This window comes from Rhodococcus sp. 11-3, from assembly GCF_023704055.1.
GTDB classification, from domain to species: Bacteria; Actinomycetota; Actinomycetes; order Mycobacteriales; family Mycobacteriaceae; genus Rhodococcus; species Rhodococcus aetherivorans.
This window is the reverse complement of the sequence record NZ_CP080406.1, coordinates 4,916,949-4,931,569: the sequence shown is the minus strand read 5'-3', so window position 1 is coordinate 4,931,569 and position 14,621 is coordinate 4,916,949. Positions and strand designations below refer to the sequence as shown.

13 protein-coding genes and 1 pseudogene are annotated in these 14,621 nt (G+C 64.7%); 3 read left to right on the top strand and 11 right to left on the bottom strand.

Going from position 1 to position 14,621, the window contains the following annotated elements; translation table 11 throughout:
• Positions 1–23: 23 nt before the first annotated feature.
• Complete coding sequence (locus KZJ41_RS22700) at positions 24–1,037, bottom strand: hypothetical protein (RefSeq protein WP_029545736.1); 1,014 nt, start codon at positions 1,035–1,037, stop codon at positions 24–26.
• Between the two features lie 115 nt (positions 1,038–1,152).
• Here KZJ41_RS22700 and KZJ41_RS22695 point away from each other — a divergent pair.
• A pseudogene (locus KZJ41_RS22695) lies at positions 1,153–2,019 on the top strand (RNA-guided endonuclease InsQ/TnpB family protein); the annotation flags it as partial.
• A gap of 67 nt (positions 2,020–2,086) precedes the next feature.
• Here the strand turns inward: KZJ41_RS22695 and KZJ41_RS22690 are convergent.
• Positions 2,087–3,388 (bottom strand): MFS transporter, encoded by a 1,302-nt coding sequence (locus tag KZJ41_RS22690; protein ID WP_029545732.1) that lies wholly within the window; start codon positions 3,386–3,388, stop codon positions 2,087–2,089.
• A gap of 319 nt (positions 3,389–3,707) precedes the next feature.
• Between KZJ41_RS22690 and KZJ41_RS22685 the strand changes: the two genes are divergently transcribed.
• Complete coding sequence (locus KZJ41_RS22685) at positions 3,708–4,880, top strand: LuxR C-terminal-related transcriptional regulator (protein WP_006941822.1); 1,173 nt, start codon at positions 3,708–3,710, stop codon at positions 4,878–4,880.
• A gap of 149 nt (positions 4,881–5,029) precedes the next feature.
• Positions 5,030–6,025 (top strand): LuxR family transcriptional regulator, encoded by a 996-nt coding sequence (locus KZJ41_RS22680; protein ID WP_231385945.1) that lies wholly within the window; start codon positions 5,030–5,032, stop codon positions 6,023–6,025.
• 125 nt (positions 6,026–6,150) lie between these two features.
• On the opposite strand, the gene KZJ41_RS22675 is transcribed toward KZJ41_RS22680, so the two are convergent.
• The 9 genes from KZJ41_RS22675 to KZJ41_RS22635 all read right to left on the bottom strand — a co-directional run bounded on the left by KZJ41_RS22675 (position 6,151) and on the right by KZJ41_RS22635 (position 14,533).
• Positions 6,151–7,818 carry an AMP-binding protein gene (locus KZJ41_RS22675; RefSeq protein ID WP_006941818.1) on the bottom strand — a complete coding sequence of 556 codons (1,668 nt, stop codon included), beginning with the start codon at positions 7,816–7,818 and terminating at the stop codon, positions 6,151–6,153.
• 280 nt (positions 7,819–8,098) lie between these two features.
• Positions 8,099–8,272: a hypothetical protein gene (locus KZJ41_RS22670; RefSeq protein WP_006941816.1), complete on the bottom strand. Its 174-nt coding sequence runs from the start codon at positions 8,270–8,272 to the stop codon at positions 8,099–8,101.
• Positions 8,273–8,437: 165 nt separating this feature from the next.
• Entirely contained in the window at positions 8,438–8,863 is a 426-nt protein-coding gene (locus KZJ41_RS22665) for a DUF2834 domain-containing protein (RefSeq protein ID WP_102799262.1), read from the bottom strand.
• A gap of 4 nt (positions 8,864–8,867) precedes the next feature.
• Complete coding sequence (locus KZJ41_RS22660; protein WP_006941812.1) at positions 8,868–9,185, bottom strand: 2Fe-2S iron-sulfur cluster-binding protein; 318 nt, start codon at positions 9,183–9,185, stop codon at positions 8,868–8,870.
• A gap of 69 nt (positions 9,186–9,254) precedes the next feature.
• Positions 9,255–10,577, bottom strand: coding sequence for a cytochrome P450 (locus KZJ41_RS22655; RefSeq protein WP_006941809.1), 1,323 nt, complete (start codon positions 10,575–10,577; stop codon positions 9,255–9,257).
• Positions 10,578–10,730: 153 nt separating this feature from the next.
• Positions 10,731–11,528: an SDR family NAD(P)-dependent oxidoreductase gene (locus KZJ41_RS22650; protein ID WP_006941808.1), complete on the bottom strand. Its 798-nt coding sequence runs from the start codon at positions 11,526–11,528 to the stop codon at positions 10,731–10,733.
• A gap of 27 nt (positions 11,529–11,555) precedes the next feature.
• Positions 11,556–12,710, bottom strand: a complete 1,155-nt coding sequence (locus KZJ41_RS22645; protein WP_102799261.1) for an acyl-CoA dehydrogenase family protein — start codon at positions 12,708–12,710, stop codon at positions 11,556–11,558.
• A gap of 208 nt (positions 12,711–12,918) precedes the next feature.
• Positions 12,919–13,446, bottom strand: coding sequence for a MarR family winged helix-turn-helix transcriptional regulator (locus KZJ41_RS22640; RefSeq protein ID WP_006941801.1), 528 nt, complete (start codon positions 13,444–13,446; stop codon positions 12,919–12,921).
• A 106-nt stretch (positions 13,447–13,552) separates the two neighbouring features.
• Entirely contained in the window at positions 13,553–14,533 is a 981-nt protein-coding gene (locus tag KZJ41_RS22635) for a zinc-binding dehydrogenase (protein ID WP_251549670.1), read from the bottom strand.
• Between the last annotated feature and the right edge of the window lie 88 nt (positions 14,534–14,621).

Genomic DNA, 14,621 nt, shown 5'->3' with positions numbered 1-14,621 from the left:
GGGGTAGTCACGGGCTCGGCGTGTTACGCCAAGGAGGGGCGGTAGGCGTACGACGACGACCGAGACAGGGCGAATTCGAAAATGCCGTATCCGGTCTGCCCGTTCCACTCGAACGTGCAGCATCGGTCCGTCAGGGCGGAGTCGAGAGTCGTCGGTCCCGCCGTCCCGTCGAGGGGATAGACGTCGAACTCTTCGAAGTCGCGACCGCGAACCTTTCCGTGGTGTCCGCCGTAACCGCCACCGGCCATGTATCCACCGCCGGCCGAGGCGTCGGCGTCGACGCGGTAGGTCGCGCCGGCGGCGGTCACGATCTCCACGGTGCCGCTGGTCAGGTCGTTGCCTGCCGTGAACGCCAGGTGGTGCCGGACGTCGGTGATGTCGTCGAGTCGGCCGTCGTCGTGCATGACGGCGCCCTCCAGCAGGATCCGTCCGCCGTTTCGATCCTCGACGAGGAGGAATCCGAACGTGCGGTCCGGGAACTGGGCCTGGTACCAGATGTGCAGGCCCTGGCCTCCGGACATGGTGCGTACTCCGCGGGAGCGGTCCCGCAGTCCGTACCAACCGGTGACGTCGGTCGTGGTGCCGTCCAACGTGAGCGTGCCTTCGTAGCGGCCGGGCTGGAAGAGGTGGTCGAACGAGGTGACGTTTCCGTCGGTGTTTGCCACCTCCACCGATCCGAGCCAGTAGGGTGCCCGGGCGTGCCAGAGGAGGTCTAGTTCGAGTCCGGTCTTGTTCTCGTCGAGATGGATTCGCCAGGTCGTGTTGTCCTCGACGGTCTCCCACCGCAGGGGTCCGACGGACGCGGCGTCGGTGGTGTTGTGCTCGGTGGAGAAGCGGAGGTTGCGTTGTTCGGCCGTCGTGGTCAGCACCACGAAACCGTCCACGACGTTCCGCGGCGGATAGACCCCGGCGCCGAGGACGACCGAGGGTGCGGTGCTGCCGTCCGGGTGGAGGTTGAACATGAACCGGTCGAAGAATTTCTCCGGCATGTCCGGGGTGGCCCGGGTTACCAGGGCGTCGTGGAATCCGTCGGTCATCTGATGTGCGGCGCGGATACTCCCTCGTTCACGAGGGAGAGGAAGCGCCGTCCTCCTTTCGGGGGAGTGGTGGTGTCGGGCACACCTGTCGGTGGGGTCGGTTGGCGTGCCGGGCATGGGGGTCGAGGTGGTGCGCTACAACTACCGGTTGCGGCCGGGCACCACCGCCGCCGCTGCCCTGATCGAGGAGTGGCGTCGCTGCCGGTTCCTGTGGAACGAAGCCGTCCACCAGTTCACGACGGGCCGCAAGCCGGGTTTCGGGACACTTTGCAGGCAGTTGACCGAAGCCCGAGCCCGCTCGTCGTGGTTGCGGGACGGTTCCCAGGTCGCCCAGCAGCAGATGCTGCGCACCTACGCGCAGGCGTTGGACGCCTCGTGCACGGTCAAGGGCCGGGGCCGGCCGCGCTTCAAGGCGCGGAAGAAGACCCTGCCGTCGCTCGAGTACACCCGCCGCGGGTTCCGGATCCGGGACGGCCGGTTGGTGTTGCCCAAAGGCGTGCGTGTTCCGGTGGTGTGGTCGCGGGCACTGCCGTCGGAGCCGTCGAGTGTGCGCATCACCCGCGATTGCCTCGGGCACTGGTATGCCTCGTTCGTGGTGACCCGCGAGGCAGGGCCGATCCGGGTGGTCGAGGAGAACAGTGGTGTCGGGATCGACTGGGGAGTGGCCCGCACCGCGACGGCCACCGAGGAGCGGTTCGATCTGCCGCATCACGGGCACCGGAAACGGTGTGCGGCGGTGGTGTTGGTGCGGCCCGCGTACACGACCATGACGTGTGCGAGGTGTTTCGCGAGAGCCGAGCAACCCCTCGGACTCGAGGAACGAATTTTCCGATGCCGAGCATGCGGGCACACCGCGTGCCGGGACCGGAACGCTGCCAGGGTGGTTCTGGTTGTGGCGGAGCGTGGCCACACCGGTGTCGACGACGTGAGTCAAACGGATCACCTCCCTCCGGGTGGTGGTGGTGGTGGTGCGGTTGCGGTCCGAGTCGGGAATCTCCTGCCTTCGGGAAGGAGGGGCGTTAATCGTGCTCCTTCGGGTCGGCGGGGTATCAGGTGGAAACCGGCGATGTCATCGTCTCCCGGGCTTCTTCAACAGCATCGACCTGTTTGTGGTCGAGGGTGAAGCGGTAGGAGCCCATCATGAGCAGGCAGGCGATCCCGATACCGACCAGCACGATGATCGGTACGGCACCGGCGCGATACGACCCGGTGGCTCCGTAGATCTGTCCGAGCAGGAAGATGCCGAATGCCGCACCCTGGGCGTAGAGGAAGTAGATGAATCCCAGCACCCGACCGTACGAGTGCTTGGGGAAGTATCGGCTCACCATGTAGGCGGCGAGGTCGCCCTCGGATCCCAAACCCAGGCCGATCAACGCGGAACCCACGAAGAGCAGGCCGATCTCCGACGAGGTGATCATGAGGAAGACTCCGACTGCGCACAAAGCGAAGATGATCGAGCCGATGACTGGAGCGTAGAACCGGTCGAGCAGGTAGCCGACGAGCAGACGAGCGGAGATCGACGCCAGGCTGAGTACGGACAGGATGGAAACGGCAGCCCCCTGGCTGATGCCCTTGTCGGTGGTCATCGGCACGACCTGTGACATCAGACCGAAGGTGGCCGAGGACACCACGAAGATCGCGACGGAGAGCAGCCAGAACTGTCGGTATTTCCGCGCCACGGTGAGGAGGGACTCCCCGGCCATCCGGCCCTGCAGACGTGCGGCTGCGCGCTCGGCATCGTGTTCGGCGGGCATCCGGGTGACGAATGCGTAGACCGACGCCGGGATGACGGTGCACACGGCGCCGATGACGAGGAAGGCGAGGCGCCAGCCACCCATGCCCAGCACCCAGTTCGCGAGATAGGGCATCAGTACCCCGCAGGCGCCGAGACCGGCCATGAGGACGCCCAGCGCCATGCCACGGCGATCCTGGAACCACGCGCTGACCACGGTGGAGTGCGCCACCGGATTCACGGCGCCCGCGCCGGCACCGATCACGATGCAGAGGGCAAAGAAGAGCATTTCGTTGTTCGGAAGTGCGGACATCAGCATGAGGCCGATTCCGAACGCCAAGGCCATCGGTACCGAGGGCATCCTCGGACCGTAGCGGTCGATGAGGAAGCCGAGGATGACGATGCTGACTCCGACCATCACCGTCTCGATGGACAGGCCGTTGGCGATGACGCTGCGGTCCCATCCGAACTCCTCGGTCATGGGCTTGCCGAGGACGTTGAACAGAACGTTGACCGTGCTGGTGCCGAACAACAGGGTGACAAAGCCGGTGATGACGTACCACCAGCGATTCAAGTGCCGCGTGGGCGCCTGCAACCCAGTCGTGCCGACTGCGCTCATGGAAGCTCCTGTGATTGATATCGGTGGTCGGGGCGGCGATGCTGCGCACGGAACCACGAGGAGTGGTCTCCGTCACACGATGAGAACATAAGGACAGTCCAATGTAAAGGACAGTCCAAAGCGTTCGGATGACGTGGGACAGGAGGCAACATCGTGCTGCACATGCGGCGCAGCGTGCTCCTGTGGGCGGAGCCCGGGTGGGCCGCTGATCCAGCGGAAGTCCTCCGGAGTTCCTTCGATAGGTCATACCATTGGACTGTAGGGCCTCGGTCTAGGTACAATCGATCGGTGATTTCAATCACAAAGAGGTGGGAGTGCCGTGGACAACGAGGTCGGGATGCGATGCGAAGGTGAGTCGGATGACTTCACGTATCTCGTAGAGCGAGCCGCCGAGTGCCTCTGTACGGCCGGCAAACTGCTGGGCGACCAATCCTGCGACATGCGCTCTTCCGCCCTGTCCTCTTCCGCCCTGTCGGTGTCGCTGGCCATGGCACGGCGTCGACTCGCCAGGGCGCTGACCGAGGGACGGGTGACCGGAACGGACATCGAGGACGCGTGTCGAGTTCTCGTCCGCATCGAACACCTCGAGGAGGAGTTCGCCAAGGTCGAGGCGATTCGTCCTGTCGCCGAAGTGGTCGAGGTGCACGACGCGGCACTCCAACTTCGGGAGCTTCCGCCGCGCGAGATCATCGAGTCGGCTCCAGAGGCCGTCTGCACCGCGTTGCCGTTCGCACGCTCGTTGATTTCCGCGGTGTCGGGCACTCGGTGGCAGCCGCGCCGCCTCTATCTGCGGCCCGAACTCGACGGCTCCCCACTGGACTTCTCCGACTACGTAGACTCCGCCGAACTCTCGTTGGTGGAGGCACCTCTGGAAACCGAGCTGGTACGTCGACGGGTTCCGGCGCTGGTTGCGGCCCCGGCCGATGACAACCGCACACACAAGGAGATGGTCAGTGCGTCCCGGACGTCGGCGTACGTTGCTGCGCCGGTCATGTCCGGGGGAAAGGTCATCGGGCTGCTCCATGCCGATCGTCCTGGGTCGACCGATGCGCTCGACCCGGGTGATCGAGACCGATTGGACACGTTCGCAACCATCCTGGCGATCATTTACGAACAGGCCGTTCTCAAGCATCGATTACAACTACAGCGTGCACGGATCGAGAAGTCGTTCGACGCAACTCAGGCCATGCTCGATCGGATCTCGAAGGCCGACGCGATTCTCTCCCGCCGTGCCGAAGGTCCGGCGGACGGTGCCGATGGCAAGCCCGACGACCACCATGTGGTCGAACTGGCTTCGGTACTGACCTTCCGGGAACGCGAGATCCTCTCCCATCTCGCCACCGGAGCAACGAACAGCCAGATCGCCCGAGCGCTGGTCATTTCCGAGGGCACCGTGAAATCGCACGTGAAAGCGGTACTCAAGAAGCTGCACGCACCTACGCGCGCTGCCGCGGCTGCTCTCTACTCGGGCCAGGCTCGACGACAGCGATGAAGGAGAAATCTCAGGGGCAAAGAGCCGCCCGGGCCGCCGTCGACCGCGAATTGTCACACGCCGTCATCGCCCTCCTCGACCAGCTCCGGAACACCTACGGCGTCGGCCCGCGTACCTGCAAGACTCGGTCGGAATCTCTCGACACTCGAGTGACACTGCTGGACGAAGCCACCGAATCTGCGTTCACCGTGCTTACCGAACTCGACCCCGAGCGGCAACGGGCACTCGGTCGACTCATCGTCGATCTCCAGGACTTGCGCCGGCGAATCCGCGCGGAGCATTCCGGACCGGAACATGTGTTCTCTCCCCACGACTTCGCCGGCGCGATCCGTCGTCTTCGCGGAGCCGAGTCGGTCGCCGGTCTCCGCAAACTCATCTGCCGAGAAGTGGCGCACACCGCCCACCTCGACCGAATACTGTTGTCCGAGGTACACAACGGAACGTGGACAGCGCTCGAACTCTACAGCGTGGCAAGGACGGAAGAGGTACTCCAGTTGCCGCACGCCCTACCCCTCACCTCCGAATCGGCCGAGGGCAGGGCCTGGGAGACACGGTCGGCGGTACTCGCCGGATCGGACGCCGACATCGGACCGAGCCCGGAGGTTGCGCAGATGCTCGCCTCGAGCTCGTACGTGGTGGCTCCGATCACCGTGTCGACGGGTGTGATCGGGCTCGTGCACGGAAGTCGCACCACCGGTGAAGCGTTGGATGCGGTGGTACGAGATGTGGTTGGCGCATTCGCGCGAAGTTCCGGAACGCTGTTCGAACGGGTGATGCTCGCCGATTGCCTCAGCGAACAGAAGAATCTGATAGTCCAACGATTGCAGCAGGAGGCCAGGGAAGCCGAGCTTCTCGAGCATGCCGATGTGCATTTCGTCGACGAGAACTCCACTCGGTGGGCCGTCGCGCCGGCGGGGGGCTTGAACGAAGACCTGGGTACCCCGGTGCTCGGCTCTCTGACTGCTCGTGAACGCGAGGTCTTCGCACTGGTTGTCCGGGGCGCCTCCAACGCCGACATCGCCGAGGAGTTGGTGATCAGCATCTTCACGGTGAAGACACACGTCAAGAAGATTCTCCGAAAACTGGGCGCGATGAATCGGTCCGAAGCCATCTACCGCTACCTCGAGATGACAGGCTCGCGGTAGGCAGCTCGAGTCCTTTCGCTGACGGGCAGATACGCGGCGGCCAGCGATCTCGAAGTGCACGACTCCTTCGTGGCCTGCCGTCCGAGGTCGGCTCCCGATGAGCCGCCCCGGGCGGCGGTAGCCGATCAGGCGTCGGCAACCGATTCGGCTGCCTGTTTGCGGAGGAGGAACTTCTGGATCTTTCCGGTCGCGGTGGTAGGGAGTTGATCCACAACCACGAGCTTTTCCGGAATCTTCTGCATCATGGCCTTGCGTTCGTTCCGGAGGAAGTCGGCCACCTCCTCCAGAGTCGGCGCGGAGCCGTTGACGACGATGAAGGCGCACACCTTCTCGCCGAGGCGGGCGTCAGGCATCGACACCGCCGCTGCCGCAATGATCCGCGGATGTGCCAAGAGGTGCTCCTCCACCTCCCGTGCCGAGATATTCATGCCTCCCCGGATGATGAGGTCCTTGATTCGTCCCGTGACCCGGAGATAGCCGTCCGCGTCGACGCGGCCGAGATCACCGGACGCGAGGAATCCCCGGCCGTCGACCGCCGCGGCCGTGCGCTCGGGATCACGCCAGTATCCGAGGAAGATGCCCGGTCCTCCGTAGAAGATCTGACCTTCCTCGCCTGCCGGCAGGACGGTCCCCTCTCCGTCGCGGATCTCGAGATCGACACCGTCGAAAGCCCGCCCGTCGGAGGAGAGCACCTTCTCGACGGGATCGTCGACGCGCACGGCCGTCACCAGAAGTCCCTCACTGCTGCCGTACACCGGAAGGAGGGTGCAATCGGGGAGCGCCGCCTTCCAATTCCGCAGTAGGGTTTCGGGGATCGGGGCCCCGGCGCTCACCCAGAGTCGCATCGAGCTCAGGTCGTGAACTGCGCCGGCCTCGATCGCCCCGAGCGCCATCTGGAGGAACGGCGTCGCAGCCATGCTGACCGTGGTCCTGTACTCCGCGATACGTCGAAGTCCCTCGTGCGGCTCCCACACGTCGAGAAGGTGAATTCCGCTTCCGAGGATCAACGGTGTCGCCACTCCCACGGCGAGCCCGGTCGCATGCGTCACCGGGGACGGCATGAAGACCACATCGTCGGAATTCAAGCCCATCACCTCGCGACCGAGACCGTAGACGGTGAAGGACAGGGTGTTGAACGTGTGCTGGCAACCTTTCGGGCGTGATTCCGTCCCGGAGGTGTAGATGATTGCGTGGGCGGCATCCGCCGACGGTGGCGATCCGAGCTCGTCGTTACCGGGCACATGGTCGCCGGCGATCAGCGAATCGAACGCGAGCTCTCCAACGCCTACCGCCCCGCGTACGACGACGACGTGCTCGAGTCCGGTCACCTCGCGGCGTACCTCGGTCAACATGTCGGCATAGCGGAACTTGCGGAATTCCTCGGTGACGAAGGAGATCTTGGCGCCGGAGTGCTCGAGGACGTAGCGCACCTCGTCATGTCGGTAGACCGGCATCGTGGGCACCAGAACGGCGCCGATCCGGGCCACGGCCACATAGATGACGACGAATTCGTTCCAGTTCGGCAGCTGCACCTGCACCCGGTCGCCAGGGGCGACTCCGAGTTTTCTCAGGGACGCCGCGAGACGGTACGCCTGCGCGCGAAGCTCGCTGCGGGTGAGCACGCCGTAGCCGTCGGTGACGGCGACGAAATCCGGATCTGTCTCCGCCCAGCGGTCGATGTGCTCGGTCAGGCATTCGTCGCGCCAGTAACCGTGCGACCGGAACGCGTGCAGAGTGCTCGCGCTGTAGCGGTCCTCGGGGAGGATTGCCCCTGAGTGCTCCATGACATCCATGTGCAGATCCTTGCTTTCAGGTGCCCCTCCGCAGCGGGAGGCGGGCCCAAGTTGGTGGTCGAATCATGATGTCGACCGGAATGAGGGAAAAGAACTGTTCGGCCGCGATCTCAGCCTTCCGGGCGAAGGAAATGCCTCGATGGGATGAGCCGTCGGGTGTGGGCGCGGATATGCCGCATCCCCACCCGCGTGGTCCCAGGTAGATCGACTTCGGGGGAGGTACGCCTCGACTGCTTCGGGGCCCAGCTCGCCTGCACCCGGTGTATCGGTCCCGCCGGGACTACCCGGTCGGATCGTCGAGCGCGCGCCCTGCCGCGTCCACGTCGGCCTCGGCGTCTTCGGGGCCGTGCCAGACCACGTGTACGTCGTTGGGAGATTCCTCGGTGGTCATGACGCGCGAGGTGGGTGCGCGCCACTTACCTCCGATGAGGAAGGCGTAGTTGTTCTCGGTCATGGCCGGTCCCTGTCGTCAGTTCGAGTTGTTTTGTGAATACGCACTTCTGCGGCAGAAGCGACGTGTTCGCGCGCCCGTCCTCCATGTCGGTCCCTTGGCGGTGGTCGTGCACCTTCCGAGGGACGGCGATGTCGAGCTCGGCTCGACACAGGGTCTTGTCGGCTGCTAGTCCTGCATCACACCGGATCCCGGGGAGTGCACCTCGGCCGTCACCGGTCGACCGGCCGTCGTGCGAGTCAGGAAGCGCTCGCGGGCAATAAGATAGAAAGGGAAGGCCATCGACACGCCGATGTAGGACAGGAGCACGAATACCACGCCCCACTTCCGGCCCATGCCGATCCGAGCGGTGTCCGTGAGCACCCACACAACGAATACCGTCCACGCGATCAACATGTCGATACTCAGGAAGGCAGCTGTTCCGCCAGGTGCGAGACCATCACCGAAGAATGCCACCGGGTTGAGGATGTTGCCGCCGTCGCCGATCCAGTCGAACGCGAATGGCCACGTCAAGAGTACTGCAGCGATCCCGACGACGAGGTAGAAGGCGTGCCTGACGTTCATCGTGGTGTCCCCGCGCATCCGAGTCGTCATCGACTCACCTACTGTCTGCGACGCGGATGTGAATCTCGTTGTCGCTGTCGTCGACGACGAGCTGGCAGGACAGGCGGGACTCGTCGTCCGCGGCGTCCAGATACGCGATCAGATCCGTCTCTTCGTCGGTCGGTGGGGTGAAGCAGTAGCTGTACTTCTTGGGGAGGTGAACGTGGCAGGTCGCGCATGCACAACTGCCGCCGCATTCGGCGACGATGCCGGGAAGATTGTTGCGCAACGCGGCGTTCATCAACGTCTCGCCGGGTTCGACGTCAATCCGCGCCGATGTCCCGTCCGGCAGATGGTACGTAACTTTCGTCATGTGCTCCGGGTGCTTTCTCACTTGAGGGTGGTGCGCCGAGTGCGATCATCGCCTCGGCACACCCCCTGGTCAGGCGAAGGTCAGATGGACGGGAAGGTGCCGTAGCCCGCCGACGAAGTTGGTCTGGATCATCTTGGGCTCCCCGGTTACCTCGACGCGGCGAAGCTTCGGCAGCAGTTCCTCGAGCATGACCCGCATCTCGAGCTTCGCGAGATGTTGTCCGATGCACATGTGCGGTCCGTACCCGAAAGCGATCTGCTTGTTCGGACGCCGGTCGATGTCGAAGGTATCGGGGTCGTCGAACACTTCTCCGTCGCGGTTGCCGGACTGAAACAACAGCATCAGGCGGTCGCCGGCTTTGATCGTGCGCCCGCGGAGTTCGTAGTCGCTGAGAGCGACGCGGGTGAACTGCTTCACCGGCGATACGATGCGCAGCGCCTCGTTCACCAGGTGCGGTACCAGGTCGAGATCGCCCCGCACTCGATCGAGGACGTCGGGACGCAGGGCCAGTTGTTGCAGGCATCCCGCGAGTGTGCTCGCTGTCGTGTCGTGGCCCGCGGTCGCAATTGCAACAAACCATCCGTAGGCGAACGTCTTGGGGAAATACTCGCCGTTCGCATCCTTGGCAACCGCGATGAGGGTCGCGAGATCGTCTCGCGGTTCGGCTCGCCTGTTCTCGACGAGAACATCGAAATAGGCGTAGAAGTCCGAGATCGCGGCCGCCCACTGCTGGGCTGCGGCATCGGGAGACACGTTTTCGATATCCTCGCGCGTCGCTTCCGGGTCTGCGACCCCGAAGAGGTCCTGGGTCAGCGCCATCATGCGCGGTTCGTCCTCGACGGGGACACCGAAAAGCGACATGATGACGTGCAGCGGGAAGAACACCGCGAATTCCTGCACGGCGTCCAGATCGTGGCTCCCGGACACGAGGCGATCGACGGAATCCTTCGCGGTCTCGCGAATGCGTTCTTCCCACTTCTTGAGGTTCGCCGGTCGGAACCAATCGAACGCGACATCCTTGATGGTGGTGTGTTCCGGAGGGTCGAGATAGGGCAACGCATCCAGGATGCGGAGACTTCCCCCGGTGAGCTTCTTTGTGAACTCGTCCCCGGCCTGGTTGGCGAGAATGGGATTGTGGGAGCCCTTGGTCTCGCCCCCACCGGCACTGAATATGTGCGGTTGTCGCTCGATCTCCATCAGATCGGCATGCTTGCTGACGAGCCAGAGTGGGTCGTATCCCTCCACCCGTCCCTGCGCGAGCGGCTGATTCTCGCGCAGCCACCGGTAGGCTTCGTGCAGCTTCGTGTCATCGCTGTGTCCCTCGGGGAGCACGATCTGTCGTGCGATCTCGTCTGGAATCGATGCAATTTCTGCGGACTCGATCGTCGTCATGATCAACCTTCTCTCTGGGTGGGGGTTGAACAGTGTCAGGACGTACCGGCGCTCTCGTTGCACGTCCTCTCGTGCTGGACTCGAGTCTCATGCAATTGCGGTGCCGTCGCGTCACCCAGGTGAGGGGTTTTGCCCCCGCTTCGGAGGCAGTTCTCAGGCCGCGGATATTCCCCCGTTGACGCTGATGGCCTGACCGGTGAGCCGTCGTGCAGCGGGGGAGGCGAGGAAGACCGCGAGTGCTGCCAGGTCCTCGGATTCGGGGACGCCGAGGTGCGCTTGTTGGGCGGCCTTGGCGAACAGTTTGGCGCTGAATCCGTCGGAGGTGATCCGCTCGGTCGAACCGGTGCCGGCGACCAGTGACGGGGTCAGGACGTTGGCTCGGATCCCGTTGCGTTTGGCTTCGATGGCGAGGGTTCGGGTGAACATCACGATCGCCGCCTTGGCTGCTCCGATGACCGCTTCGCCGGGCGTGGCGGTCTTCGCGGCATCCGAGGCGACGTTGATGATCACCCCGGACTTCCTTGCAGACATGTGCGGAACGATTTCGCTCGCAAGGTACATGCACGGCAGTGCGAGTTGGTTGAAGATGCGTGCGATGTCGTCGGTGGGGATGTTCGCGAAGAGTTCCGGCCGGGTGTCGGCGGCCGTCGTGGAGACCAGGATGTCGACGCCGTCCAGGACCCGTTCGGCCTCGGACGCGATGTGCGTGGCGCCGTCGACGGTGGTCGCATCGGCGGACAGGAAGGTCACGTCGCACGACGAGTTGGCGGACGAGATGCGTTCTCGGGCAGCAGCTCCACGTTGCGATCCGCGACCGACGATCATGATCCGCGGTACGCCGGTCTGGGCGAGACCCACGGCGGTCGCCAGGCCGATTCCGGCTGTGCCTCCCACGACCAGGGCGCTGCTGTCCTTCAGTTCCTTCGGTGCTGCAATGTCACGCGTGTTCATTCGTGTAGTCCGTTCGGGAGTGGTGGGTCAGAGCGATACCGTGCCGCGGGCGAAGATGTCCTTGGCGATGATGCGCTTCTGGATCTCGGCCGTGCCGTCGGCGACGAGGTAGGCGGTGACGTCGCGGTATCTCTGCTGCAGAGGTGATTCGGTCGAGTAGCCGAGGTTTCCGTGTACCCGCATGGCGAACTCGATCGCGTTCTTGGCCACGACGGGCGGCCACCACTTGCTCATCGACGCGAGGGCGGTGTGCGGTTGAGCGGTTTCCCGAAGCCACAGCGCCCGATAGCAGATCCAGCGAGCGCCCTCGAGGTAGGTGGCGTGTTCGGCGAATTGGAACGCGAGGCCTTGGTGTTCGGAGAGCGGCTGCCCGAAGGTTTCCCGATGCCGGGCGTAGTCGGCGGCCTCCTCGAGGCTCTGTTTCGCGGCTCCGAGACACATCAGCCCGAGGGCGGCACGACTGAAGTCGAAGTGCTCCATGACCGAGTGGAAGCCTTTGCCGAGTTCGCCGACGAGATGCGATTCGGGGACGAAGACGTCGGACAGGTGGATGCTTCCCCAGCCCAGCGGGAGGCAACCCATGCCCGGCATGTGGCTGAGTGTGACTCCGTCCGCGTCGAGCGGGACGACGAAGCAGCTGACGCCCCGCGCCCGCTCCGATCCGGGTTCGCGGGCATAGACGAGTGCCGCGGTGGCGTTCATCGCCCACGAGATCGCGGTCTTCTCACCGGTCAGGCGCCACCCGCCCTCCACGGCGGTGGCGGTGGTGCGAAGGGCGCTCGCGTCGGATCCCGAGCCCGGCTCGGTCAAGGCTATGGCGACGGTCTGTTCGCCGCGAATCAGGGGCGGGAGGTAACGCTCCTGGACCTCGTCCCGGCACAGCGCCAGCTGGGAGGCGACCAGACCGATCTGTACGGGAGCCGATGCCATGTTCACGTCGCCGTATGCGAGAGTCTCGGTGGCGATTCCGAGCAGAATCGGATCTTCGGTGCCGGTCCCGCCGTATTGCTCGGGTAGCCCGATGCCCAGCAGGCCGATGTCGCCGAGTCTTTTCAGGATGTCGAAGGGAAAGTCCGTCGATGCGGCTCGGTCGCGGTAGCCGGGGAGGAGGACGCGGTCGCTGAACGCTGTCAGCGTCTTTCGGAACTCCTCGTGCTCGTCGGTGAATGCGAAGGAAACCATCGGAGTGTGCTCCTGTGCGTGATTCGATCGGGGGTGATCACGGCGAGGGAAGTGCTGACGCACAATGTGAAGGCGAGTGGACCTGTTCCCTGCCGAAAAGAACTCTAGGTTTGAATAGTAGGTCGACAAAGTTCAAGTGGCAAGAGGTGTGCGGTCGACGCAGGGGAGCGCGGCACTCGACGGCTTCGGCCGCGAGGAGCTCAGTCGTTCAGTGGCCGGTCTCGATGTCGCCGACGGCGTGGCGGACGAGTTGCAGGTGTGCGATCAGCGATTCCAGAGTCTCGGTGTCGACCGAGGTGAGACCGAACCGGGCGCCGGCGAGTCGATCGTTCGCTTCCTCGACCACGTCCAAGCCGGCCGGGGTGAGAGTGGCGAGGACGGTCCGGCGATCCGTCGCATGAGCATGACGTTCGACGAGGCCGGCCTTCTCGAGTTGGTCGACCGCCATCGACACCGTGGTGGGATGGACCATGAGGTACTTGCTCAGCTTTCCGAGTGGGCGAGTTCGATCCTCCGAGAGTTGCAGCGACGTCAGAATGAGATAGGCGTTGCGCGACAATCGAAGTGAGCGCAGTTCCCGGTCCATGGCGCGGACGACCCACTGATGCGTACGAAGTAGGGCCATCGTGGTGGCGAACTCCAGTTCGGCCGAATCCCGCCGTTCCGACCACTCGGCGCGCATCCAGTCGATCACGTCGCGGCTGTCGCGGGCAGGCGTCGGCCGTTCACTCGCCACTACGCGTCCTCTCGTCGTCGCCGAACCGTGTCTCGCACCGACAGTCAGTTGTATCGGGATTCGATGATAGCGACAGGGGCGTCGACTGCCGGTGCGCGAACGGCTCTCAGCTGTGCGAGAGAACGATCTTCCCGAACCCGCTTCCCTGCTCGAGGTGCTTGTGTGCGGCGGCCGCTTCGGCGAGAGGGAACACCGCGCTGATGGGCAGTGGGGGGACTGTTTCGGCGTCCAGCAGACGGAGGAGGCCCGTGAAGTCGTGCGGGCTGCCCATCGTGGTCCCGATCAGTTCGTACTGCCCGAAGTAGAACGGGCGGACGTCGAGGGTGGCGTGTTCGCTGCGTGACGCCCCCAGCACGACCAATCGGCCCCCTGGTCGCAATGCGGCGATGGACTGTTCCCACGTCCCGACGGAGTCCAGGACGAGATCGAAGCCCTGGCCATGGGGTGAGAGTCGGCGAGCGGCGTCCGGCCATGTGGGGTCGGTGTACAACACGCCGTTCGTCGCGCCGAGTTCTTGCGCCTGCGCGATCTTGGACGTGGACGAGGAGGTGACGGTGACGCGCGCGCCCACGGCGGCCGCGAGCATCACGGCCATGGTCGCGACGCCGCCGCCGGCGCCGAGGACCAGGAGGTTTTCGCCGGAGCGGAGGCGGCCGCGTGTGAACAGGGCGCGGTAGGTGGTGAGGCCGACGAGGGGCAGTGCAGCGGCCTGTTCCCAGGTGAGGCTGCGCGGCTTGGGCGCGACGCAGTCCTTCGGGACTCGGACCAACTCGGCGTAGGTGCCGCGCTGGTGATCACCGAGGATCTCCCACTGTGCGCCCGGGGCGGCTTCGCGATCGCCCCACCACAGCGAGGGGAGCACGAGGACCTCCTCGCCGGTGTCCGTGCGGATACCCGCGCCGTCCGCGCCGAGGATGTGCGGCAGGGGTGACGAGTACTTGCCCTGTCGCACCAGGACGTCGTGCCAGTTGAGTGCGGCGGCCTTCAGCCGGACGGTGATCCACCCGGGGCCGGTTATCGGATCGGGGACCGATTGCCACCTCAAGACATCAGGCCCCCCGAACTCCTGCATCACCACGGCGTCCATAAAGATCCTTTCGGTCGTACCATTTGCACGATACTGCATACCCCCGGGGTGTTGTAATGGGCAGGCTGCATTCGTCACCGGCGCCGAT